The following is a 25343-nucleotide window of genomic DNA, read 5'->3' as shown; positions in this document are numbered from 1 at the left end:
CGGTCCCGCCGCGGCTCAGCGCGCCGGCACCGGGACCGGCCGAACGGGGCAGCCGGCCGGGGCGATACGGTCCCCCCGCCCGATCAGGGTCACGGACACGGCCCCCCGGGCATGCGCCGCGTACGCGGCCGTGCAGACGATCTGCTCGCGGGCGGAAGCGGTCAGCCGAGTCACCCGCAGGCGCAGCTCGACCTCGACGGTGGACCCGCTTGTCACGACCCGGCCCACGGCGGACGCCGCACGGGACAGCGAGGGCGCATTGCGGAATCCGGCCCGCCGCTCCGTCTTGTCCGGCCCGGCGAGCAGGGCGGTGACGGCCGCGAGCGGTGAGGAGGCCCCGCTCATCGCCCCAGCCGTCGGGGACGAACCGTCGAGACCGTCCCGTCCGCGCGACGCGTCCGGGCCGGCCGCCGAGCCGTCCGGCCACGGTGCCGCGACGATCCGCGGCACGGGCCGCAACTCGCCGTCGGGGGAGCGGAAGAACAACAGCACGCGCTCCTCGCGCGGGGGAAGCAGATCGGCGACGGCCGGTTCGCCGGCCTCGACCACGGCCGTCTCCTGGATGCCGCAGCCCACGAGCGGTCCCCCGACGAGGACCAGCAGCGCGGCGAGCCGCACGGCTCGGCGCCCATGGAACACCGGTCCCCTCATGTGGCGGCCCCCGTCCCGTCGCGGCCGTCCGCGGACCCCGTGCCACCATGCGCGGACGACGGGCCGTCCGGCGCACCGCTCCCGGCCGCGGGCCCGTCGAAGGGCAGCTCCACGGTGAACAGCGCGCCACCGCCGGGTGCGTTCCCCGCGCGGATCGTGCCGCCGTGCAGCTGTACGTTCTCCTCGGTGATCGCGAGCCCGAGGCCGCTGCCCGACGAGCGGGAACGCGCGGCGTCCGCCTTGTAGAAACGGTCGAAGACGTGCGGCAGAGCGTCCGGCGCGATCCCGGGACCGCTGTCGCGCACCTCGGTGACCAGCACGCCCCCGCACGCCGACAGCCGTACGGTGACCGGCTCGGCACCGTGGTGCAGGGCGTTGCCGACCAGATTGGCCACGATGACGTCGAAGCGGCGCGGGTCGAGGCGGATGCGGAAGCCCTCGGGCAGTTCCGCGTGGACCCGGTCGAGCCACTTCCGGTCGGCCAGGGTGCGGCGCACGGCCTCCGCCGCGTCCACCTCGTCGGTGTTGAGCTCCGCCGCACGGGCGTCGAAGCGGGAGATCTCCATCAGGTCCTCCACCAGCACGGCCAGCTTGCCGGTCTCGGCACTGATCAGACGCACCGCCCGGGCGGTGTCCGGGGCGAGCGCCGCGGCGTCCTCGTCCACCACGTCCGTGACGGCGAGCATGCCGGCGAGCGGGGTGCGCAACTCGTGCGAGACGTCCGAGGCGAACCGCCGGGCCCGCGTCCCGGCGTCCCGCAACTCCTGCACGGAGCGCTCCAGGCGGGCCGCCGACTCGTTGAACGTCCTGGCCAGATCGGCCATCTCGTCCCGGCCGTGCACCGGGATGCGCGTGTCGAGCCGCCCACCGCCCATGGAGTGCGCGGCACGCCGCAGCTCACGGACGGGACGCAGCACACTGCGCGCCGCGAGCAGCGCGGGCACCAGGGCCACGGCCAGCCCCGGCAGCGCGCCGTCGCGGGCCGCGGTCACCAGGGCGTCGATGTCCACCTCCTCGTTCGTCATGGGCATCACGGCGAAGAGCACCAGGCCGCTCGGCACCGCGTCGCCGCCGGCGACGATCCGGGTCATCACCGGCATCCCGATCGTCAGATAGGGCTTCCCGTCCTCGACGACCCGTTCGAAGACTCCGTGCGGCGAGGCGAGCGCGGCGCGGCGCAGCTCCGCGGTCAGCACACCGGAGACGGGCCGGTCGCCCGAGGAGGCGCGCACCGAGCCGTACTCGGCGAAGACGATCCACGGATGCGGTTTGGCGCGCGCCGCGATGTCGTAGAGCTCCCACCGCAGCGACTCCGGGTCCACGGGCAGACGGGGGGCGAACCGCTCGACCTCCTCGCGGAAGGAGGTGACGGCCGTGTCCTGCGCCCGTACGAGGACCGCGCTGCGTGCCTCCCGGTAGGTCAAAGCGGCGGTCGTGACGGCGCTGACGGCCGCCACCAGCAGGAACGCGATCACCAGCCGGGTACGCAGCCCGAACGCGGCGGTCGCCCCGGGCATCTTCACAGCGGGCCGAAGCGGTAGCCGAAGCCCCGCAGGGTCTGGACGTACCGGGGGTCGCGGGACGGATCCTCGATCTTGGCACGCAGCCGGCGCACACAGGCGTCCACCAGGCGGACGTCACTGTGGTAGCTGTGCTCCCAGATCTCCTCCAGGAGCCGCTGCCGGCTGAAGACCTGTTCCGGCGCCGCGGACAGGTGCAGCAACAGCTTCAGCTCGGAGGGCGCGAGGGCGACCGGGGCGCCCGACTTGAGGATGGTGTGACCGGCGCGGTCGATGTCGAGCTCACCATGGTGCTCGACGGCGGTCCCCGCCCCGACCGGGCCCTCGACACGACGCAGCACGGCACGTATTCGGGCCTCGATGATCTCGGCACGGGCGGGCTTGACGATGTAGTCGTCCGCCCCCGCGTCCAGGCCGACGACGATGTCGACGTCGTCGCCGCGCGCGGTCAGCATGACGATCGGCAACTGGCTGGTCTCGCGCACCCGGCAGCACAACTGGACGCCGCTCATGGCGGGGAGCATCAGGTCGAGCAGCAGGAGGTCGGGGCGGAAGGAGCCCATCGCCTCCAGACCGGCCTCGCCGGTCGCGACGGCGAGGACCTCGTGCCCGCGTCGGCGCAGTCCGAGATCGATGCCCTCGCGCACGGAGGGGTCGTCTTCGACGAGGAGGACGCGTGGCATGGCGGTGTCTCCGGGATCGTGTGGGAAACGGTCAGGTCGTCAGGCATCCGGCGATCGGACGCCGGGACGGAATCGAAGAGCGGACGACCGCGTCCACGGTTGCCCGGGGCACGGCCGTACGCACGCGTCACGTGCCGGGCTTGCGGACGAACTCCAGCTTCTGCGCCGCATGTCCCATGGCCAGGACACCGGAGTCGGAGAGGGAGTACCCGCGGGCGCCGGTGGGAGCGATGCCGCAGGGATTCACCGAACCGCGCCGGTAGACCGGCCTGGAGACGAGGCCGGTGTCGTTCACGAACACCAGGACCTCCTTCCAGACGCAGTGCCTGCCGGGGGAGTCGTCCCAGCCCCGGACGAAGAAATCCCCGGTCTTCGCCTGCTCGATGGTGACCTGGGCCGTCGGATTTCCCCCCTCGCCCCTGGGCACCCACTGCCCCACGTACTTCTCGGGCACGGGCGCCCTGCCCGCCCCGGCCCTGAAGAGGACGGCCTTGTACCGGCCGTCGTCGGTGGCGAAATCAAGATTGCCGTCCTTGCGGGCCCTCAGGGTGTACGACGGCAAAAACGCGCACGTGCCGCCGCCGAAGGCGTTCTCGTTGCGGGCCTCGCCCAGGGAGACCGACTCCCCGGACGCCTTCTTCGGCTCCTTGTTCACCACGCAGAGCGACGTGCCGGTCAGGAAGAAGGACCGGGCGACCGTGCGCTGCTGTTCGTCCTTCTTGAACTCGACGCGTACGCGCGTGTCGCTCAACGGCACGCCCTCCCACGCCCCGAGGAAGTCCTTCGGCACGCTCACCGCCGCCGGGCCGCCGCTCCCGCCGGAGGCCGAGTCGTCGCCGCCCCGGGAGTTCACCGCGATCGGCACACCGACGGAGAGGACCAGCACCCCGACGACGGCACCGATGAACCCGGCCCGCTTCGATCGCGACCGCCCGGGCGGGGGACTCGGCCGTGCCGGGAGGCCGCCGGAAGCCGGGACGCTCCCCGGCACGTCGGGCCGCACCTCCTCGTGCGCGTCCACCGGGGTGTCCCGCCGGGTGCCCACCCGTGCGTCCGGCGGGACCTTTGCCGGTACGTCCGGCCGCTCGCCCGCGGACACCCCCGGCGTACGCCCCTGCGGGTCCAGATCCAGTAACTGTGCCGCACGTCGCCCCAGTTGTTCGAGCAGCTCTCCCGGCAGCCACGGCCGCGCCTGCCCGGCGGCGGTGGTGCGGGCCACGAGCTCCACGGGCGTGGGCCGTTTCCCGGGATCCTTCTCCAGACACTGGCGTACGAGCCCGAGCACGCCCTCCGGCACACCCTCCAGGTCCGGTTCCTCCTCGGCCACCCGGAACAGCTGCGCGTGCAGCCCGATGGAGTGGCTGCCGAACGGGGGCCGCCCGGTCGCCGCGTACGCGAGGACGGTGCCCAGGCTGAACACATCGCTCTGCGGACCGACTCCGAGCCCGCGCACCTGCTCGGGCGACATGAAGCCGGGCGAGCCGATGACGGCGCCGGTACCGGTGCGGAAGCCGTCGCCGGAAACGGCGTGCAGGGCGCGGGCGATGCCGAAGTCGATGACGCGGGGGCCGTCGACGGCGACGAGGACGTTGGACGGCTTCAGGTCCCGGTGCACGATACCGGCGTCGTGGACGGCCTCCAGAGCGAGCGCGAGCCGGTTCGCGAGGACGCGCAGCGAGTGCTCGGGCAGCGGGCCGTAGTCGTCGATGACGACGGTCTGGAGGTCGGGGCCCGGTACGTAGCCCGTGGCGACCCAGGGGGTCTCGGCACCCGTGTCGAAGTCCAGGACCGGCGCGGTCCAGTCACCGCCCACGCGCCGCGCTGCGTCGACCTCCCGTGCGAACCGCTGCCGGAAGTCGTCCTGCCCGGCGAACTCGGCCCGCACGACCTTCACGGCGACGGTCCGCCCTCCTTCGGACCGCGCGAGGTACACCCGGCCCATGCCCCCTTCCCCGAGTACTCCGAGAAGCCGATAGGGGCCTATCGCACGCGGATCGTCCGGGCTCAGAAGGTTCATGCGAAGGACGATACGTCAGGGGAGGACGGGGGAGAAAAGCGCGACTCACCTGCTGAGCTCGGCATTTGACCGGTTCCCGACCCCGGCTCGCGGCGTCGGCCGGGACCATGGCGGGCACCCCGGACGAACCCGTCAGGGCACCCGGCCGGGAGGCCGTGTCCGGCCGCTGCCGTGCCGGATCAGGTGGCAGGCCGCGGCCTCTTCGAGCGGCGCACCGGCCGTCACGGGTCATGACGCCGTCGACGCGAAGTCCCGGCAGGACGGACACTCGCGCACCACGGGGTGGGAACACTCCAGGACGTGGTCGAGGAAGGCCGCGGTCCGTGCGAGTCGTGCACGTTGCCGGTTGATCGCGTCGCGCTGTTCGGCGATGAGGTGTCCGCGCTCCTGCCGTCGGCCGTTCAGCAGCCGTGCGATCGCATCGAGCGACATGCCGGCCCGCCGGCACTTGATCGCGATCGACAGCGCGTCCATCAGTTCCGGGTCGTAGCGCCGGGCGCCGCTCGCGGTGCGAAGCGGAGTGATCACGCCGGTGGCCTCCCAGTGCCTGAGGAGGTGCGTGGAGACTCCGAGCCGTTCGGCCGCCTCGCCGATTCGCAGTAGCAGGGTACTCATGTGCCCATGATCGTTGACTTCGTGTCGGCACGAACTCCTACCGTCTGCCGCATGCGAATCCATGAGCTCAATTGCGGAACCCTCGACGTCCCCGGCGGGGAAGCCGTCTTCGGGGCGCCCCACTTCATCTGCAGATGCCTCCTGATCGAGCTGGAGGACCGGCTCGTCGCCGTCGACACGGGGATCGGGCACAAGGACATCGAGTCCCCCGGACCCCGCCTGGGGAAGGACTGGATCGAACAGGTCCGCCCGGCACTCGATCCCGACGAGACGCTGATGGCCCGTGTCGTCTCGCTGGGGCTGGACCCGCGGGACGTCTCGGACGTGATCGTGACCCACCACCACCGCGACCACGTCGGCGGCCTCGCCGACTTCCCGTCGGCCCGGGTCCACGCCACGAGCGAGTGCCGGTCCGCCGTGGAGGAGGACGACGGGCGCGTCATGCCCGCGCAGTGGGCGCACGGAGTGGTGTGGGCCCCCGCACCCGTCCCGGCGGCTCCTTGGCGGGGGCAGGGGTCCTGGACGCTCGACGGCCTCCCGGAGTCCATCCGGCTGGTCGCGCTGCCCGGCCACTCGCCGGGACACGTCGGTGTGCTCGTCGACGACGTGTCCCGGGGCCAGGAACTCCTGCACATCGGCGACGCGATCCACCACCACGCGCAGCTCACCCGCACCGCACCGCCCGCGGTCGAGGCGTTCGCCGCCTCCGTGCAGCACGACGCGACCGCCGGACTCCACACACGACGACTGCTGGCGGAGCTCGCGGGCGAGAGTTCGGTGCGCCTGGTCAACTCGCACGACCCCGAACCCGTCGACCGGACCTGACCGCCGGGCACTGCCCGGCACTTCGGCACGGAGCCGCGCCGATCCCGCACCGGTTCGTCGCGACGCGCGATGCCGAACGGGTCGGTCGCGCACCCGGTGCCGGACGCGCGAGCGATACCCCGGACCTGCGCACCGGCCTTTGGCGGCGGGGCGCGAAGGGCGTACCTTCCCAGTGATCCTTCGACGGCCACCGCAGTGGGCCCGTGTGCGCAGCGCGGGCCGGAAAGGCTCATCCGTGCTCGACACGACCACCGGCAACGGCACCACCGGGACCGGTTCCCCGGTCGACGGGATCGTGCGCGAGGCTGCCCGCCGGGGCGCGCACGTCCCGGCCCTCGCGGTCGGCGACGGCGCCCCGGACTTCCGGAAGGCCACGAACGCGCCCCGCCCCGCCGGCCGCACCGGAGCACGCCGCGGACGCGGCCGGCTCGTCGGACGCCCCGAGGAGGCCGCGGCATGAGTGCCCTCGAAGCCCGGATCATCGGCACCGGACGGCTGGACCTGCTGCCGCTGCGCGTCGCGCATGCCGAGGAGATGGCCGACGTGCTGTCCGACCCGGCCCTGCACACCTTCATCGGCGGCACTCCCGACACCCCGCAGGCCCTGCGCTCGCGCTATCGGCGCATGACCGCGGGCTCTCCCGACCCGGCCGTCTCCTGGTTGAACTGGGTGATCCGCCTCCGTGACACGTCCGGCCTGACGGGCACCGTCCAGGCGACGGTCGGCCCGTCCGACCACGGGCCCGTCGCCGAGATCGCCTGGGTGGTGGGAACCCCGTGGCAGGGAAGAGGCATCGCCACCGAAGCGGCCCGGGGCCTCGTCGACTGGCTCGGCGGGCAGCGGGTGCACACCGTCATCGCCCACATCCACCCCGAACACCGGGCATCCGCCGCCGTCGCCACCGCCGCCGGGCTCGCACCCACCGGCGAGTGGCACGAAGGCGAGATCAAATGGCACCGGATCATCGGGCGCTGACTCGGACGCTCCCCGGAGGCCGACAACTGCTCCGCCGAGGGAGCGGGGAGGAACGGGGAGCCGATACGCGGGCCGGGCCCGGTCGGGGGAGCGGGCCGGGAGAAAGGCGCATGACGGGGCCGTGGGAAGTACGAGGTCACGGGCTGGTACGGCGCCGGATCGGCGGTGCGGTCACGGCACGGGGCGGGCCGCGAGCAGCGATTCGAGCGTGGCGCGGGCGGTGTGCCGACGGGACGGCCCGGACGAGGCGAGGTGCTCCTCGCCGAGGTCGGCGTCGTCATGGAGGACCGGCCCGTGGAACGTCGCGGAACCGCCGCCGTCGGGCAGCCGGAACAGCGCGCCCCGGGTGAACAGAACGCCGTCGAGCCGCGTGGCGCCGTGGAACTGGGTGCCCGTGAAATCCGCGCACGCCAGTCGGCAGCCGCTCAGGTCGAGGCCGACCAGCGTGGCGCCGGACAGCGACAGCTCCGCGTCCGGCCAGAACCGGTCGGCGTCCGACGGCCGCAGGCGTGCGGTGAGCAGTTCCTGGGCCGACCGTCGTACGGCCAGTTCGGTCCGCTGCCCGTCGTCGAGGTCCGCGGCGCCGACCGGGAACGGCAGCGGCGTCCGCAGGTACGCGCAGACCGTGGTGACGATCTCGGCGCGCAGTTCGGGCCGGGCGTCGCCGAGACCGTCGAGGATCCGCAGCCCGGCCAGCCGTACGGACGCCTCGGCCGCGGCCAACTGGTGTGCGTACGGGGCGACGGCGGCGTCGGTCGTCAGGCGCGCCGGGCCGTCGTCCGCGGGTACCGTCGTCCAGCCGAACGGCCACCGCTGTTCGCGGTCGGTGGCCGCGGCGCGGGCGTCGGTGAGGTCGGCGGCCGGCTGGTCCAGGTACACCTGCGAGTCGAAGCGCGCGCCGCGGAACACCGCCGCCGCGCCGAACCGCACCTTCCAGAACCACGCGGCGTTCCGGAAGCGCGCGCCGCGGAACGACGCGGCACCGCGGAACAGCGCTCCGTCCCCGCCCTCCTCCCAGCTCTGGTACTCGCCCATCAGGTACGCGTCGGGCCAGTGGGGGTCGGCCTCGTTCGGCTCGTTCCAGGGGATCACGGTCGTCGGCCCGAGTCCCTCCGGGGAGGTGTCGTCGAGATCCTCCCCGTCCTCGTCCTCCCAGATGCCCTCCTCGCCGAAGCCGAACCAGGCGAGCCCGTCGAAGCGGGCATCGTCGAAGCGGGCCCGGCCGTGGAACCGGGCCCGGCCGAATACGGCATCCCCGTCGAACCGGGCGCCGGTGAACCGGGCATCGCAGGAGAACACCGCGCGCGGGAAGAGCGCGTCGCCCGCCCAACGCGTGCCCTCGAACGTGGTCGTGCCGCGGAACAGGCAGTCGGCGAAGGCCGCCCGGTCGAACCGGCAGTCCGTGAAGTCGACGCCGTCCACGACCGCGCCGGTCAGGTCCACCGCGATGCCGCCCCAGCGGGCGGTGTCCTGCCCGGTCGCGTCCGGTACGGGGCGCAGCCGGTCGGCGAGCATGGCGAGCGCCGCTCGTCGTACCTCGGCCCCGGCCGGATCGCTGTCGCCGTCCGACGGGTGTTCGTCCCGGGCCGGGTGCTCGCGGACGAACGCGCAGACCGCCTCCGCCACGTCCTGCCGCAGGTCCGGATGGTCGTCGCCGAGCCGGGCCAGTTCAACCACGGCGTCCCGCCGGGGGCCGACGCCGCCGTCGCGCAGTCGGCCCGCGGCCGCCCGCACCGCTTCGGCCGTCGCCCCTCCGTCACCGATGGTCACCACGGCCTCCCGCACGATCAGGACGATCAAGTTCCTTGCTTCCCAAGAGATTAGCGATTCGTCCGGAACCCATCGAACGCGGCCCCTCGGCCCGACCGCCGATCACGCGAAACGAACGTGCCGGGCAACGACCTCTCCGGACCGCGACGGGAGCCGACCGATTCCCCCCGAGCGGGCATGCCCGCTCGGACGGCAGTTCGGCCGTGCCGGGAACAGCGGGTCCGGTCGGCACGGTTGCACCGACCGAGGGACCGGCGCCGTCACGGGCGGGGAGACACGGAGACCGCGAGGTCGTCCGCCCCACCGGGAACCGGGCCCGGGACCGCGGTACACCCGCCGCACACTTGGACCGACCCGTATTTCCGCAGGAGGAGACTTTTTCATGACTGACCGGCCCTTGACGCTCATGGCAGTGCACGCCCATCCCGACGACGAGGCCACCGGAACCGGAGGGGTCCTCGCGCGGTACGCGGCCGAAGGCATCCGCACGGTTCTCGTGACGTGTACCGACGGTGGTTGCGGTGACGGACCGGGGGGTGCCAAGCCGGGCGACCCCGGACACGATCCGGCGGCCGTCGCCCTGATGCGCCGTCAAGAACTCGAGGCGAGTTGTGACGTCCTGAAGATCAGCGATCTGGAGATGCTGGACTACGCCGACTCCGGGATGATCGGCTGGCCGAGCAACGACGCCCCCGGGTCCTTCTGGCGGACCCCCGTGGAGGAAGGCGCCGCCCGACTCGCGGAACTCATGCGCCACTACCGCCCCGACGTGGTCGTCACCTACGACGAGAACGGCTTCTACGGCCACCCCGACCACATCCAGGCCAACCGCATCACGATGGCGGCGCTGGAGATGGCCGAGCTGACCCCGAAGGTGTACTGGACGACGATGCCCCGCTCGATGATGCAGCAGTTCGGGGAGACCATGCGCGAGTTCGGTGAGGACGTGCCGGAGCCGGATCCTGCCGAGATCGCCGCGATGGCCAAGATCGGTCTGCCCGACGACGAGGTCACCACGTGGGTGGACACCACCGCCTTCAGCGGCCAGAAGTTCGATGCGCTGGCCGCGCACGCCAGTCAGGGCGAGAACATCTTCTTCCTCAAGATGGGCAAGGAGAGGTTCGGCGAGTTCATGGGCATGGAGACCTTCGTACGCGTCAAGGACACCACCGGTGCGGCCGTACCCGAGAACGACCTCTTCGCAGGACTGCGCTGATCCGCTGAGTGCCGTCGTCACCGCGCCGACGCGGACGGTGTCGGTGTCGGTGTCGGTGCGGACCGGATGGTGTCGGTACGGACCGGATGGTTCGCCCGTCGGACGACGGCGAACACGACATCGGGTTCCCTGCCCGCAGCCGGGCCGCCCACGATGCCCGGATGTCGTGGACCGGGGGCCGTGAGCCGATTCCGGCCCGTTGACGGTGTACGCCGGCCGGACGGCTCCACCCTGCGATGAAGCTCCTGGCGGGAGGAGCCACGGCCGAGATCCGCCGTGCCCCGCCAGGAGCTCCGCGTGCTCGTCCACCCGCCACCGGACGATCCGCCCGGCCGGAAACCGCACTGTCCGAGCGCTCAACCGCGTGTCCGGCGGCGGGAGACCGGGGCGCGCCGATGGTGTCCGCCCGCATGCCGACGGGCCCTGCCCGCCCTGGTTCACCTGCGGTGCGGCGATCCCCGTGCCCGGCTCGACACCGGGTTCCGTGACGGAGCCCAGCCGTGAGCCGATGTCGTCAACCGGCTTGTATGTCAATGGAATTCAGCCACTCTGCGACTGCACAGACTTCTGTGCACAGGAGTCTGTGCACAGAAGTCTTTGTCGTCTACCTTGGGGTCCATGGAACATCCCGAGCAGCCCTCCCAAGTGCAACTGAACGCCCGTAACCTGCGGGGCATCGCGCACCCGTTGCGGGTGCAGATGCTGACGGTCCTGCGGACGGAGGGGCCCGCCACGGCCACCACGATCGCCCGGCGGCTGAACCAGAACACCGGCGCGACCAGCTATCACCTGCGCCAGCTCGCCGAGTACGGCTTCATCGTCGAGGCCCCGTCCCAGGGCGGTGGCCGACGTGAGCGCTGGTGGCAGGCGGCGCACGTCAACACGGTCCTGCCGGACGATGCGGTGCTGGCGGACGACGGCGGTCTCGGGATCGCCTATCTGCAGGCGCTCGGCCGGGTCTGGTCCGACGCGATGACGACCGCCATCGACGCGACCCCCTCGCTGTCGCCCGAGTGGCGCGACGCCCAGGACTTCAGCGACTACGCGCTCACGCTCACCCCGGCCGAGGCCGAGGAGCTGTCGGCGGAGATCCACCGACTGCTCCGCCGACGCAACTCCTCGACCGAACCGGCGGGTTCGCCGCTGCCCGAGGGCGCGGCACGAGTCACCTTCCAGTTCCAGTTGTTCCCCACCAGCGCAGACCGGCACGTCTCCCACCCCACCGACCCGGAGTGAGAAAGATGACCTCTCGGCACGCGGCCGCCCAGCAGGCGGCGGACAGTGGCACACCTTCCCCGGACTCCCCGGACTCCCGGGACGCCCTGGATGGTCCGGACGCCCCGGGCACCCCCGACGCCCCGGACACCTCGGGTGCCCCGGGCGCTCAGGACGAAGAACCCCGGGTCCTGCGTGGACTGATCGGCATGCTGTCGGCCAACGCGGCGTCCCTGTCGGCCAACCGGGTGCTCTCGATCGCCCTGCCCTGGTTCGTCCTGACGACGACCGGCAGTGTCGGCAAGACGGGCCTGGTCGCTTTCTGTCAGATAGTCCCCTACGTGGTGGCCCAGGCGCTGGCGGGGCCGATCATCGACCGGGTCGGCCCCAAACGCATCAGCGTGGCCGGTGACCTGGCCTCCACCGTCGCGACGGCCGCCGCCCCGTTGCTCTACCTGACGGGCAACCTGTCCTTCGGCCTGTTGCTGGGGCTGCTGGCCGTGGTCGGCGCGGCGGACGGCCCGGCCAACGGGGCCAAGGGGCTCTTCGTGCCCGCGGCCACCCGCGCGGCCCGGGTGCCGCTGGAACGGGGGACCGGTCTGTCGACGGCGGTCGAACGGACCGCGACGACCGTCGGACCGGCTATCGCCGGTGTGGTCGTCGCCTCCTTCGGCAGCCTCTACGCCCTGTGGATCACGGCCTTCCTGTTCGGTGTGTCGGCGCTGATCATCTCCACCACCCTCAGCGACCCGGTGCCCGAGCCGCACGAGATGCCGGTCGAGGAGGCCGAGGGCTATTTCTCGCGACTGCGTCAGGGCGCCGTGTTCCTGCGCGACGCCAAGCTGCTGCGGTCCATCGTCGGCATGCTCGCCGTGACCAACCTGCTCGACCAGGCGTTCATGTCCGTGCTGCTGCCGGTCTGGGCGAAGGAGACGGGCCACGGTGCGGGAGTCATCGGCCTGGTGGTCAGCGTCTTCGCCGCGACGTCGATCGTCGCCGCGCTCGTGGCCGCAGGGGTGGCCGACCGGCTGCCCCGGCGCACCGTCTATCTGATCGGCCTGACCCTGGGCGGCGTCCCGCGCTTCGTGGCCATGGCCACGGGGGCGCCCCTGTGGGTGGTGCTGGCGGTGCTGGCGGTGGGCGGCCTGGGCTCGGGCTTCGTCAACCCGATCGTGGGGGCCGTGACGTACGAGCTGATCCCCACTCCGCTGCTGGGACGGGTCAAGACGATGGCCCAGGCCGTCACCTGGGCGGGCATCCCCTTCGGCGGGCTGCTGGGCGCGGGACTGGTGACGGTGGCGGGCACCTCGGGTGCGCTGTGGATCGTGGGCGGGCTCTACCTCGTCGCCATCGGTGTGCCGGCCCTGAACCGGGAGTGGTCGGGCATGCGCAAGCAGACGGTTCCCGACACGAGCCCCGGCGGCGCCGAGCACGGGAAGGAGAGCGCGACCGGCACGGCTCCGGCTCCCGGGGAAGACGCGGTCAAGGAAGCCGTGTGATCGGTGGTACGGGGCCGGCACCGGCCGGGCGGTGGACCGCCCGTCGGCCGCCGGTCCCGTACCACTGCCACTGCCCTGCCCGGTCGGCGGAACCCTGCCGACCGGGTGTTGTGTTCGCGCCCGGACCGGCGTGAGCGTCCATGCCCGAAGGGCGTGGGCGCCCGCCTCCGACAGCCGTGGGCGTCCGCGCCCGGCGGGCAGAAGTGACCACGTCCGGCGGGCAGAAGTGACCAGTTATCTCCTCCAGATCGCTCTGCGAGCATCGGATTCGGCTGAGTTTCCGAGGGTTTTCGCAGACGGTCGATGACGAGGAACTGGTGGACACATGACGACGAACCCGATGATGGCCGCGACCTCCGGCCAGAGGGTCGAGCAGGGCGGTTTCTCTCCCGCGGAAGCCCGCATCGCGGCAGTGTGGAACGCGGTGCTCGGCACCGAGGTGACCGGGGCGGAGGACGAATTCTTCCGGCTCGGCGGAACCCTCCCGCAGGCGACGGAAATGGCGGTCCGGATCGCGGAGGAATTCGGTTCGGAATTCGGCGCGGAAAAACTGCCGGAGCCGTTGACGGTGCGGGCGGTGGCGTCGTTCCTCGCGGAGGAAGCCCTGCTGCGGGCCCGCCGGCTGTTCGAGTCGGCCGACTTCGATGCCGGGGACCCGACGGACGCCGTGGACGCCCTGGCGGCGGCCGGGACTCCGGACGACGCCCCTGCCATACCCCGCGCGCCCCGGCACGGACGTCCGCTGCCGCTGTCGTTCGCGCAGCACCGACTGTGGTTCCTGGACCAGTTGGAGCCCGGCCGGGCCGAGTACCTGATCCCCATGGGACTGCGCATCAGCGGCCCGCTGGACGTCCCGGCGCTGCGCGCGTCGCTGTCGGATCTGGTGGCCCGGCACGAGGTGCTGCGCACCCGCTTCGTCGGCGATGCGGACGGCAACCCCGGCCAGGTCGTCGACCCGCCCCGGCCGCTGCCGCTCGCCGTTCACGACCTGCGGTCCGTCGTCGGACGGGACGCGCGCGAGGAGGCGGCCGCCGCGCTCGTGGACACCGAGGGCTTCCGGCCGATGGACCTCGGCACCGGACCGATGGTGCGCGCACTGCTGGTCCGGCTGGCCGACGAGGAGCACCTGCTCTCTCTGACGGTGCATCACATCGCTTTCGACGGCTGGTCGTCGGGGGTGCTGTCCCGGGAGCTGACCGCGCTGTACGGCGCACGGGTCGCGGGAACGGCCACCGGACTGTCCGAACCTTCCCTCCAGTACGCCGACTTCGCGTCCTGGCAGCGCCAGTGGTTCACCGGCGAGGTGCTGGCGGAGCAACTGGACTACTGGCGCGCCCGGCTGGCCGGCACCGAACCGCTGGAGCTGCCCACCGACCGCCGGCGCCCGGCGCGGCGCAGCGGCAACGGCGCCATGCTCACCTTCCGCGTACCGGCAAGGACCGCGGACGGCGCCCGCAGGCTCTCCAAGGAGGCCGGCGCGAGCCTGTTCATGACCCTGCTGGCGGTCTTCCAGACGGTGCTGTCGCGCTACAGCGGCCAGGAGGACATCGCGGTGGGCACCCCGATCGCGGGCCGCAACCGGGCCGAGATCGAGAACATGGTCGGCTTCTTCGTGAACACGCTGGTCATGCGCACCGACCTGTCCGGCGACCCAGTGTTCACCGATCTCCTCGACCGGGTCAAGGACACCGCGCTCGGCGCCTACGACCACCAGGACCTGCCCTTCGAACGCCTCGTGGAGGAGCTGGCCCCGCAGCGGGACCTGTCGCGCAATCCGCTGTTCCAGGCGATGTTCGTCCTCCAGAACACCCCCGACAGCCGGTCCTGGGAACTGCCGGGCCTGACCGTGCGGCAGCTCGACGTGTCCGCCCAGGACTCCAAGTTCGACTTCACCTTCTACGCCACCGAGGCCGCCGACGGTGCTCTGGACGGCACCATCGTGTACTCCACCGACCTGTTCGACGAGGCCACGATGGTACGGCTCGCCGGGCACTTCGAGACGCTGCTGGCCGCCGCCTGCGCCACCCCCGACGCCCGGCTGTCCGAGCTCCCGATGCTGACCGCCACCGAGCGCCGGACGATCCTCGGCGAGTGGAACGGGGCAGACACCGACGCGCCGGACACGGTGACCGTGACCCGGCTGATCGAGGAACAGGCCGCTCGCCACCCCGACGCACCGGCCGTGACCTGCGGCACCGACGAGCTGACCTACCGTCAACTCGACGAGCGGGCCGAGTGGATCGCCGACCGGCTGCGCGAGCGCGGTGCCGGGCCGGGCACCCTGGTCGCGGTCTGCCTGGACCGCGGTACGGACATGGTGTGCACGCTGCTCGGCATCCACAAGTCGGGGGCGGCATACGTGCCGCTGGACCCGGCGTACCCCACGGACCGGCTCGCCCACATGGTCGAGGACAGCGGCGCCCCACTGATCGTCACCCAGTCCGCGCACACCGGCCGCCTGCCCGACCGCACACCGACGCTGCTGCTGGACGGACACCGGACGGAGCCGCCGCACACCGCCCCCGCCGGTCCGGTGGCGCAGGCCGGGCCGGACGACGTGGCCTACGTGATCTACACCAGTGGTTCCACCGGCCGCCCCAAGGGCGTGCAGATCACCCACGGCGCGCTGCGTGCGCGGATGCGGGAGACATGCCGTGAGCTGGGGCTCACGTCCGAGGACCGGGTCCTGCAGTTCGCCTCGATCGCGTTCGACTCGTCGGTGGGCCAGATGTTCGCCCCGCTCGTCTCCGGGGCGGCTCTGGTGCTGCGCGACGACACCTGGGACCCGGGCCGACTGGCGGCGGCGCTGCGCGAGCGCCGGGTCACGGTGGCATGGCTCACCCCGTCGGCGTTCGGGGCCCTGGCCGCCGACCTGGACGGTCCGGACGCGCTGGGACCGCGGCTGCGGCTGGTCCGGCTCGGCGGCGAGGCGCTCCAGCGGGAACAGGTCCGGCAGTGGTTCCGGCACTGCGCGGTGCCCCTGATCAACGGTTACGGTCCCACGGAGGCCGCGCAGGAGGCGACGACCGCCAGGATCGACGGCCCCGTCGACCGGGTGCCGATCGGCCGGCCGGTCGCCAACGCGAAGGTGTTCGTGGTCGACCGTCACGGCCGGCCGGTGCCGGTGGGCGTGCCGGGCGAGATGTGGATCGGCTGCCCCGGGCTGGCCCGCGGCTACCTGAATCGGCCCGAGCTGACCGACGAGAAGTTCACCGTCGTGGACGTGGACGGCACGCCGCGGCGCGTCTACCGCACCGGTGACCTCGCCCGATGGCTGCCGGACGGGCGGCTGGAGTTCGTGGGCCGCTCCGACAACCAGGTCAAGCTGCGCGGCTACCGCATCGAACCGGGCGAGATCGAGACGGCGCTGCTCGCCCACCCCACGATCACCGGCGCCACCGTCGTGCTGCGCGAGGACGCCCCCGGCGTGCAGAGACTGGTGGCGTACGTGGTGCCCGTGGGCCCCCTCGACGCGAGCGCGCTGCGCGCCCACCTCCAGCGCGACCTGCCGGACTACATGGTGCCCACGGCGTTCGTCCCGCTGGAACGCATCCCGCTCACCCCGAACGGCAAGACCGACCGCCGGGCACTTCCCGCGCCCGCCTCCGACCGGTCCGGACTGGACGCCGCGTACACCGAGCCGCGCACGGACACCGAACGCACGGTGACCGAGGTGTGGTCCGAGGTGCTGGGCGTCGACCGGATCGGCGTGCACGACGACTTCTTCGCACTGGGCGGGCACTCGCTGCTGGCCACCCAGGTCGTGTCGCGGCTGCGCCGGCGATTGGGCGCCGACGTGCCGGTGCGCACGCTGTTCAGCGCACCGACCCCGGCGCTGCTGGCCGCGGCCGTGACGGAACTGGACGGCACGGAGGCCGACCGCATTCCGGCGGCACCGCGCCACGGCACTCCGCCGCCCCTCAGCTTCGCGCAGCAACGGCTCTGGTTCCTGGACCAGCTGGAGCCGGGCCGGGCCGAATACCTGCTGCCCTTCGCCTTCCGCATCCTGGGCCCCCTGGACACCGACGCGCTGAACGCCGCGTTCACCGCGGTGGTGGCACGCCACGAGATCCTGCGCACCCGGTTCGGCACGGACGCGACGGGCTCCCCGGCGCAGCTGATCGACCCGGCACGGCCGGTACGGATGCTGGTACGGGACCTGCGCCGGACGGGTGACACGGCCGCCCGCGAGGACGCCCTGGCGGAGGTGCTGCGCGAGGACGGACTGCGGCCGGTCGACCTCGGCACCGGACCGATGCTGCGCGCACTGCTGGTGCGGCTGACCGACGAGGAGCACGTCCTGGCGGTCACCGTGCACCACATCGCCTTCGACGGCTGGTCGGTGGGCGTACTGGTGCGCGAGCTGTCCGCGCGGTACGCGGAAGCCCTCTCGGACCGCTCCGGCACGACCGGGCCGGATCCGCTGCCCGTGCAGTACGCCGACTACGCGGTGTGGCAGCGCGGCTGGCTGTCCGGCGCGCCGCTGGAACGACAACTCGCCTACTGGCGCGATCAGTTGGGCGGACTGGAGCCGTTGGAGCTGCCCACCGACCACGTACGGCCGGCGGAGCGGGGCGGGCGGGGCGAAGTGATCCGGTTCTCGGTGCCCGCCGAGGTCGCCGCCCGCGCCCGCACGGTGTCCGCCGAGAGCGGCGCGAGCCTGTTCATGACCCTGCTGGCAGTCTTCCAGCTGCTGCTGGCCCGCTACAGCGGGCAGCGGGACATCGTGGTCGGCAGCCCGGTCGCCGGTCGCAACCGTGCCGAGACGGAGGAGTTGATCGGTTTCTTCGTCAACACCCTGGTTCTGCGCACCGACCTGTCCGGCGATCCGGCGTTCGCCGAGCTGCTGGACCGGGTCAAGGACACCGCGCTCGGCGCCTACGACCACCAGGACCTGCCCTTCGAACGCCTCGTGGAAGAACTGGCCCCGGACCGCGACCTGTCCCGCAACCCCCTGTTCCAGACGATGTTCGCACTGCAGAACACACCGGGCGCGGACGCCTGGAACCTGCCGGGCCTGACCGCGGAGCCCGTCGAGTCCCCCGTCCGGGACGCCAAGTTCGACCTGTCGATGTACCTCGCGGAGGCCGCGGACGGCACCCTGGACGGCGCAGTGGTCTACGCCGACGACCTCTTCACCGAGGACACCGCACGCCGCATGGCCGGTCACTTCACCAACCTGCTGGCCGCGGCCACGATTCGCCCGCACAGCACGCTGTCCGAGGTGGAGATGCTGGACGCGGGGGAGCGGCACCGAGTCCTCACCGAATGGAACGACACCACCGAGCCCGTTCCGGCGACGACACTGCACCAGTTGTTCGAGCAGCGGGCGGCACAGGACCCGGACGCGGTCGCGGTCGTCTGCGGCACGGAAAGCATGACGTACCGTCAACTCGATGAAAGGGCCAACCGCCTGGCCCACCGGCTGCGCGCCGTGCCGGGCATCGGCCCCGACGTACCCGTGGGGGTCTGCCTGGAACGCTCGCCCGCCATGGTGTGGACGCTGCTCGGCATCCTCAAGGCCGGCGCCGCGTACGTCCCGCTCGACCCGGAGCACCCGGAGGAACGGCTGGCGTACCTGGTGGCGGACTCCGGCGCACCATTGATCGTCACCGATATCGCGCACTCCGCCCTGCTGCCGGACGGTCCGGACCTGCTGGCCGTGGACCGCCCCGCCGACCTGCCGGACACCCTGCCCACGGACGCGCCGGAACCCGTCGCGGACCCCGGCGACCTGTGCTACCTGATCTACACCAGCGGTTCCACGGGCCGCCCGAAGGGCGTCCGCATCGAACACCGCGGAGTGGTCAACTACCTGGCCGGCATGCAGCACGCGTTCCCGATCGCTCCGGGCGAGGGCTTCCTCCAGGCCACACCGCTGTCCTTCGACGTGTCGGCGTACGAGATCTTCTGGCCCCTGTGGCAGGGCGCCACGGTCGTGCTGGTGCCGGGATCGGACCGGCTCGACATGGCCGAGGTGTCCCGTCTGATGCGCGCCCACCGCGTGGTCGGCCTGCACTTCGTGCCGAGCCTGCTGGACATGTTCGTCTCCCAGGCGCGGCCCGAGGACTGCGCGCACCTGCGGTACGCCTTCGCCAGTGGCGAGCCGCTCCAGCCGACGCTGGTGAGCCGGTTCACCGAGCGCTTCCCCGGCGACCTCGTCAACCTGTACGGCGCCACCGAGGTATCGGTGGACACGACGTACTGGCGTGCCTCGCGCACCGACCCGACCGGACCGGTCCTCGCGGGCCGTCCCATGGTCAACCAGACCGTGTACGTCCTGGACCCGGACCGCCGCCCCGTGCCCGCGGGGGTGCTGGGCGAGGTGTACCTCGGCGGCGACAGCGTCGGACGCGGTTACCACCAACGGCCCGACCTCACCGCCGAACGCTTCGTCGCCGACCCCTTCCGCGGCGGCCGGATGTACCGCACGGGCGATCTCGGCCGGTTCACCGCCGATGGCGAACTGGACCTGCTGGGACGGATCGACCGCCAGGTGAAACTGCGCGGTGTCCGCGTCGAACTCGGCGAGATCGAGGCGACGCTGCTCACCCACGGCACGGTCGGGGTCTGCGCGGTGGTGGTCCGGGAGGACACTCCCGGCGACAAGCGACTGGTCGCCTACTGCGTGCCCGCACCCGGCGCCGCGGTGGACGTCGGCGCGCTGCGCGAGTGGGCCGCCGAACGCCTGCCCCGCGCCATGATGCCGTCCGCGTTCGCGATCCTGCCGGAACTGCCGCTCAACCGGAACGGCAAGGTCGACCACGCGGCACTGCCGGCCCCCGGCAACGACGGCGACAGCACGGCCGGATACACCGCGCCACGGGACGAGATCGAGGCGGAGATCGCCGGGATCATGGCCGCCGTGCTCGGCGTCGAGCGCATGGGAATCCACGAGGGGTTCTTCGACGCCGGCGGGCATTCCCTGCTCGCCCTCCAACTCGTCAACCAGGTCGAGTCGGTGACCGGAGTACGCATCGGCCTGCGACGACTTTTCCAGTCGCCGACCGTCATCGGCATCAAGCAACAGCTCGTCGAATTGTTCGACGCGCAGGAACAGCTTTCCTGAAACAGCGGCCCATTGCCCACGCGAGAAGACGAAGAGGACGGAACATCATGGGCGAGAACTCGGTGGAGGCACGGCTGCTGTCCCGCATGCGGCGGCGTGCGGAAGCGGCTCGAATCGTACGGACCGACCGGGAGGCCGGACCGCTGCCGCTGTCGTTCGCGCAGCAGCGGCTGTGGTTCCTGGACCGGCTGACGCCGGACAGCGCGGAATACCTGGTGCCGACTGTGCTGCGGGTGCACGGCACGCTGGACGTTCCCGCGCTCGGCACGGCACTGTCAGCTCTGGTGGCCCGGCACGAGGTGCTGCGGACGGCGTTCCGGGCGGACGACGACGGCACACCGCGGCAGGTGATCGGCGCCCCCCGGCCGGTGGAGGTCACGGTCCACGACCTGCGGGCCGAGGCGGACGCGGAGACCCGTGCGGGCGAAGTACTGCGCACCGAGGCGACGCGGCCGTTCGACCTGGAGGCCGGGCGACTCCTGCGGGCCGACGTGGTGAGGCTCGCGGACGACGACCACTTCCTGCTGCTGACGGTGCACCACATCGCTTCGGACGGTTGGTCCTCCGGGATTCTGGCCCGTGAGTTGCGGGAGTTGTACGCGGCCGCGGTTGCCGGGCGTGAGGCGTCGCTTCCCGAGCTCTCCATCCAGTACGGGGATTTCGCCGCCTGGCAGCGGAAGCAGCTGGACGGGGAGTTCCTGGAGAGGCAGCTGGCCTACTGGCGCGAACGCCTCGCCCACGTGACGCCGCTCGAACTTCCCACCGACCACCAGCGCCCGGCGCAGCCGAGCGGCGACGGCGACGTGGTCACCTTCTCGGTGCCGGCGGAGGTGACGGAGGCGCTGCGGGCGACGGCGGGCGGGCAGGGCGCGAGCCTGTTCATGGCGCTGCTGTCCCTGTTCCAGATCGTTCTGGCCCGCTACTGCCGCCAGGACGACATCGCGGTCGGCAGCCCGGTCGCGGGCCGCAACCGTGCCGAGACGGAGGACCTGATCGGTTTCTTCGTCAACACCCTGGTCCTGCGCACCGACCTGTCCGGCGATCCGGCGTTCACGGAGCTGCTGGACCGGGTCAAGGACACCGCGCTCGGTGCCTTCGACCACCAGGACCTGCCCTTCGAACGCCTCGTGGAGGAACTCGCCCCCGACCGTGACCTGTCCCGCAACCCCCTGTTCCAGACGATGTTCGTCCTCCAGGCGCCCGGCAGCGCGGAGGACCAGGCATGGGAACTGGCGGGCGCACGGACCGAGTCGGTCGAGATAGAGCGGGGTGTCGCCAAGTTCGACCTGACGCTCACGGCGGTCGAGTCGGCGGACGGACTGCGCGCGGTCCTTGAGTATCGGACGGATTTGTTCGAGCGGGCGTCGATCGAGCGGTTGGCGGGGCATTTCGTGACTCTGGCGGGGTCGGTCGCGGCGGCGCCGGGTGCGCGTCTGTCGGAGCTGAACATGTTGACGGTGGGGGAGTTGGGGGAGGTGTTGGTCGGGTGGAATGGTGTGGCTGGTCCGTATCCGGATACGGCGACCATTCACCGGCTGGTGGAGGAGCGTGTGGCGGCGGGGCCGGGTGTGGTTGCTGTCACGCATGGGGATCGGTGCTGGACCTATGGTGAGGTCAACGCGCGTGCGACGTGCGAATCTCCAGCGGCTGCTGCCCGACTACATGGTCCCGGCCCTCTACGTCCCCCTCGACCGGCTGCCCCTCACCCCCAACGGGAAGGTCGACACCAAGGCACTGCCCGCACCCGGCCACGACCGCCCCGAACTCGCCACCACCTACACCGCACCCCGCAACTCGACGGAAGAGACCATCACCGCGGTCTGGTCCGACGTCCTCGGCATCGACACCATCGGCATCCACGACAACTTCTTCGAACTGGGCGGACATTCACTGCTCGCGACCCAGGTGACGTCGCGCCTGCGGCAGCGGCTCGGGTTGGACGTCCCGGTGCGTGCCCTCTTCACCTCGCCCACCCCTGCCTCGCTGGCCGGAGTCGTGCGAGAGCTGGAGACCGCCGAGGAGGCGCCGCTGATACCTCTCGACCGCGGCAGCGGCCCACTGCCCCTTTCGTTCGCGCAGCAGCGGTTGTGGTTCCTGGACAAGTTGACACCGGACAGTGCCGAGTACCTCGTGCCGTTCGGCCTGCGGATGCGTGGCACGCTCGATGCCGGTGCGCTGGGTGCGGCGTTCACCGGTCTGGTGACCCGGCACGAGGTGCTGCGGACCCGGTTCGTCACGGACGACTCGGGACGCCCCTCGCAGATCGTGGACGCACCGTGGGCGGTCACTCCGGTGGTGCACGACATCCGAAACCGCCCGACGGCCGAGCGGGAGGAGGCCGCACTGGAGATCATGGCGGCCGAGGCACGACGACCGTTCGAGCTGGACGGTGGGCAGCTTCTGCGGGTCGACGTGGTGCGCGTCGCCGACGACGACCAGTACGTGCTGATCACGCTGCACCACATCGTCTCGGACGGTTGGTCCTCCGGGATTCTGGCCCGTGAGTTGCGGGAGTTGTACGCGGCCGCGGTTGCCGGGCGTGAGGCGTCGCTTCCCGAGCTCTCCATCCAGTACGGGGATTTCGCCGCCTGGCAGCGGAAGCAGCTGGACGGGGAGTTCCTGGAGAGGCAGTTGACGTACTGGCGCGAACGCCTCACAGGGGTCCCGGCCCTGGAACTGCCGACCGGCCACGGCCGGCCGGCCGAGCGGGAGGGTGCCGAGGGCGACACCGTGTACTTCTCGGTGCCGGCGGAGGTGACGGAGGCGCTGCGGTCGACGGCGAGCGGGCAGGGCGCGAGCCTGTTCATGGCGCTGCTGTCCCTGTTCCAGATCGTTCTGGCCCGCTACTGCCGCCAGGACGACATCGCGGTCGGCACCCCGATCGCCGGCCGCAACCGTGCCGAGACGGAGGACCTGATCGGCTTCTTCGTCAACACCCTGGTCCTGCGCACCGACCTGTCCGGCGATCCGGCGTTCACCGAACTCCTGGACCGGGTCAAGGACACCGCGCTCGGTGCCTACGACCACCAGGACCTGCCCTTCGAACGCCTCGTCGACGAGTTGGCACCCGACCGCGACCTGTCCCGCAACCCCCTCTTCCAGACCCTTTTCGTCTTCCAGAACACCCCGGACGGGGAATCGTGGAGCCTGCCCGGCCTGACGGTCGAGCAGGTCGGGGTGGGCGGTCAGGACGCCAAGTTCGACCTCCAGCTGACCGCCGCGGAGACGGACGGTGAGCTGTTGGCAGCCCTTGAGTATCGGACGGATTTGTTCGAGCGGGCGTCGATCGAGCGGTTGGCGGGGCATTTCGTGACTCTGGCGGGGTCGGTCGCGGCGGCGCCGGGTGCGCGTCTGTCGGAGCTGAACATGTTGACGGTGGGGGAGTTGGGGGAGGTGTTGGTCGGGTGGAATGGTGTGGCTGGTCCGTATCCGGATACGGCGACCATTCACCGGCTGGTGGAGGAGCGTGTGGCGGCGGGGCCGGGTGTGGTTGCTGTCACGCATGGGGATCGGTGCTGGACCTATGGTGAGGTCAACGCGCGTGCGAAACATGTTGACGGTGGGGGAGTTGGGGGAGGTGTTGGTCGGGTGGAATGGTGTGGCTGGTCCGTATCCGGATACGGCGACCATTCACCGGCTGGTGGAGGAGCGTGTGGCGGCGGGGCCGGGTGTGGTTGCTGTCACGCATGGGGATCGGTGCTGGACCTATGGTGAGGTCAACGCGCGTGCGAACCGGCTGGCCCATCATCTGCGGGGCATGGGTATTTCCCCGGACACGTTGGTCGGGGTGTGTCTGGATCGTTCGCCGGAGCTGATCGCCACGCTGTTGGGCATTTTGAAGGCGGGGGCGGCGTTCGTTCCTGTGGATCCGGAGTATCCGGCGGACCGGATCACCTACATGGTCCGGGACGCGAATGCCCCGTTGGTCATCACGAGCACGGATCTGGCCGGCCGGCTGCCCGACGGGGTCGAGCGCATCCTGGTCGATGAGCAGTGGCCGGAGGGTTTGGAGACGGATCCCGTGCCGGTGGCGGTGCCGGACGATCTGGCCTATGTGATCTACACGTCGGGTTCGACGGGCCGGCCGAAGGGGGTGGCTCTGGAGCACCGGGGTGTTGTGAACTATCTGCACTGGTGCGACCGGAACTACCCGGCCGGTGCTTCGGGGGGTGTCGGGTCGGTTCTGTATTCGTCGGTGACGTTCGACCTGACGATCACGGCACTGTTCCTGCCCCTGATCCAGGGCCAGCAGCTGGTCATCCCGGTCACGGGGCCGGAGCGGACGGCGTTCGACGCGGCGATCGACCTGATCTGCACCGACACCCCGATCAGCTTCCTGAAGGCCACCCCCTCCCACCTGGAGGTCCTGGCCGCGCACCTGGAGACCCGGGGCGCCCGACATCGCATCACCACGATCGTGGCCGGCGGTGAGAACCTCACCCCCCAGCTGGTGTCCCGGCTCCTGGAGGCCAGCAGCACACGGACGACGATCAGCAACGAGTACGGTGCCACCGAGGGCTCGGTGGCCAACGTGATGAGCCTGACCACCGCCCCCGACCCGCACGGAGGCACCACCACACTGGGCCGGGCGATCACGAACACCACCGCCTACATCGTCGACCACCACAACCAGCCCGCACCCGTCGGCATCCCCGGCCACGCCCTGCTCGGCGGGATCTGCCTGGCCCGGCACTACCACGACCGCCCCGACCTGACCCGGGAACGCTTCACTCCCAACCCCCTKGCCCCGCCCCGCCCCGACCCGCGGGTCTARCACACCGGGGACCTGGTCAAGTGGCGGCCCGACGGCACGATGGAGTTCATCGGCCGGATCGACAACCAGGTCAAACTGCGCGGCTACCGCATCGAACTCGGCGAGATCGAAGCCGCCCTGACCACCCACCCCCACATCCACACCACCACCGTCACCACCCGCGAAGACACCCCCGGGGACAAGCGGCTGGTCGCCTACATCGTGCCCGCCCCGGGACACGACCCCGACACCTTCGAACTGCGCACCCATCTCCAGCGGCTGCTGCCCGACTACATGGTCCCGGCCCTCTACGTCCCCCTCGACCGGCTGCCCCTCACCCCCAACGGGAAGGTCGACACCAAGGCACTGCCCGCACCCGGCCACGACCGCCCCGAACTCGCCACCACCTACACCGCACCCCGCAACTCGACGGAAGAGACCATCACCGCGGTCTGGTCCGACGTCCTCGGCATCGACACCATCGGCATCCACGACAACTTCTTCGAACTGGGCGGACAGTCGATCAGCGCGGTGC

At 71.6% G+C, this 25343-nt stretch carries 16 protein-coding genes and 1 pseudogene; 11 read left to right on the top strand and 6 right to left on the bottom strand.

Annotated features, from left to right (window positions below):
* Positions 1–15: 15 nt before the first annotated feature.
* From EAO76_RS03155 to EAO76_RS03135, 5 genes are all read right to left on the bottom strand, one after another.
* The gene (locus EAO76_RS03155; protein WP_148833073.1) at positions 16–651 is read right to left on the bottom strand and encodes a hypothetical protein; all 636 of its coding nucleotides are present in this window, start codon (positions 649–651) and stop codon (positions 16–18) included.
* Positions 648–2168, bottom strand: a complete 1521-nt coding sequence (locus EAO76_RS03150; protein ID WP_148833072.1) for a HAMP domain-containing sensor histidine kinase — start codon at positions 2166–2168, stop codon at positions 648–650. The genes EAO76_RS03155 and EAO76_RS03150 overlap by 4 nt, the downstream gene beginning before the upstream one ends.
* A 2-nt stretch (positions 2169–2170) precedes the next feature.
* Positions 2171–2854 carry a response regulator transcription factor gene (locus EAO76_RS03145; protein ID WP_148833069.1) on the bottom strand — a complete coding sequence of 228 codons (684 nt, stop codon included), beginning with the start codon at positions 2852–2854 and terminating at the stop codon, positions 2171–2173.
* Positions 2855–2981: 127 nt separating this feature from the next.
* Positions 2982–4871 carry a serine/threonine-protein kinase gene (locus EAO76_RS03140; RefSeq protein WP_148833067.1) on the bottom strand — a complete coding sequence of 630 codons (1890 nt, stop codon included), beginning with the start codon at positions 4869–4871 and terminating at the stop codon, positions 2982–2984.
* A 228-nt stretch (positions 4872–5099) separates the two neighbouring features.
* Positions 5100–5486: a MerR family transcriptional regulator gene (locus EAO76_RS03135; RefSeq protein ID WP_187438449.1), complete on the bottom strand. Its 387-nt coding sequence runs from the start codon at positions 5484–5486 to the stop codon at positions 5100–5102.
* A gap of 51 nt (positions 5487–5537) precedes the next feature.
* On the opposite strand from EAO76_RS03135, the gene EAO76_RS03130 reads away from it, so the two are divergent.
* From EAO76_RS03130 to EAO76_RS03120, 3 genes are all read left to right on the top strand, one after another.
* Positions 5538–6311, top strand: a complete 774-nt coding sequence (locus tag EAO76_RS03130; RefSeq protein ID WP_187438448.1) for an MBL fold metallo-hydrolase — start codon at positions 5538–5540, stop codon at positions 6309–6311.
* A gap of 235 nt (positions 6312–6546) precedes the next feature.
* A complete protein-coding gene (locus tag EAO76_RS03125) occupies positions 6547–6771 on the top strand; it encodes a hypothetical protein (RefSeq protein WP_148833061.1) in 225 nt (74 codons plus the stop codon).
* Complete coding sequence (locus EAO76_RS03120; RefSeq protein WP_148833059.1) at positions 6768–7286, top strand: GNAT family N-acetyltransferase; 519 nt, start codon at positions 6768–6770, stop codon at positions 7284–7286. Before EAO76_RS03125 ends, EAO76_RS03120 begins: the two co-directional genes overlap by 4 nt.
* A 171-nt stretch (positions 7287–7457) precedes the next feature.
* On the opposite strand, the gene EAO76_RS03115 is transcribed toward EAO76_RS03120, so the two are convergent.
* The gene (locus EAO76_RS03115; RefSeq protein ID WP_148833057.1) at positions 7458–9086 is read right to left on the bottom strand and encodes a pentapeptide repeat-containing protein; all 1629 of its coding nucleotides are present in this window, start codon (positions 9084–9086) and stop codon (positions 7458–7460) included.
* 352 nt (positions 9087–9438) lie between these two features.
* Here EAO76_RS03115 and EAO76_RS03110 point away from each other — a divergent pair, with 352 nt between their 5' ends.
* The 8 genes and pseudogenes from EAO76_RS03110 to EAO76_RS45820 form a co-directional block, all read left to right on the top strand.
* On the top strand, positions 9439–10272 hold the full coding sequence (locus EAO76_RS03110; RefSeq protein WP_148833055.1) for a PIG-L family deacetylase: 834 nt from the start codon (positions 9439–9441) through the stop codon (positions 10270–10272).
* A 618-nt stretch (positions 10273–10890) separates the two neighbouring features.
* Positions 10891–11508, top strand: coding sequence for a winged helix-turn-helix domain-containing protein (locus EAO76_RS03105; protein WP_148833053.1), 618 nt, complete (start codon positions 10891–10893; stop codon positions 11506–11508).
* Positions 11509–11513: 5 nt separating this feature from the next.
* Positions 11514–12986 (top strand): MFS transporter, encoded by a 1473-nt coding sequence (locus tag EAO76_RS03095; protein WP_187438447.1) that lies wholly within the window; start codon positions 11514–11516, stop codon positions 12984–12986.
* 325 nt (positions 12987–13311) lie between these two features.
* Complete coding sequence (locus tag EAO76_RS03090) at positions 13312–20055, top strand: non-ribosomal peptide synthetase (RefSeq protein WP_262375254.1); 6744 nt, start codon at positions 13312–13314, stop codon at positions 20053–20055.
* Between the two features lie 47 nt (positions 20056–20102).
* Positions 20103–21452: pseudogene (locus EAO76_RS45320) on the top strand (condensation domain-containing protein); the annotation flags it as partial.
* 226 nt (positions 21453–21678) lie between these two features.
* A complete protein-coding gene (locus EAO76_RS45315) occupies positions 21679–23769 on the top strand; it encodes a condensation domain-containing protein (protein ID WP_222872135.1) in 2091 nt (696 codons plus the stop codon).
* Positions 23654–24829: an AMP-binding protein gene (locus EAO76_RS45825; protein ID WP_262375259.1), complete on the top strand. Its 1176-nt coding sequence runs from the start codon at positions 23654–23656 to the stop codon at positions 24827–24829. Before EAO76_RS45315 ends, EAO76_RS45825 begins: the two co-directional genes overlap by 116 nt.
* 39 nt (positions 24830–24868) lie before the next feature.
* Positions 24869–25343, top strand: a 475-nt coding sequence (locus EAO76_RS45820) for an AMP-binding enzyme (RefSeq protein WP_262375258.1), incomplete at its 3' end; no start/stop codon positions are given.

Origin of the sequence: Streptomyces sp. sk2.1 (genome assembly GCF_008120935.1) — a bacterium.
GTDB lineage: Bacteria > Actinomycetota > Actinomycetes > Streptomycetales > Streptomycetaceae > Streptomyces.
The sequence above is the reverse complement of the archived record's forward strand: the minus strand, read 5'-3'. Positions and strand labels throughout refer to the sequence as shown.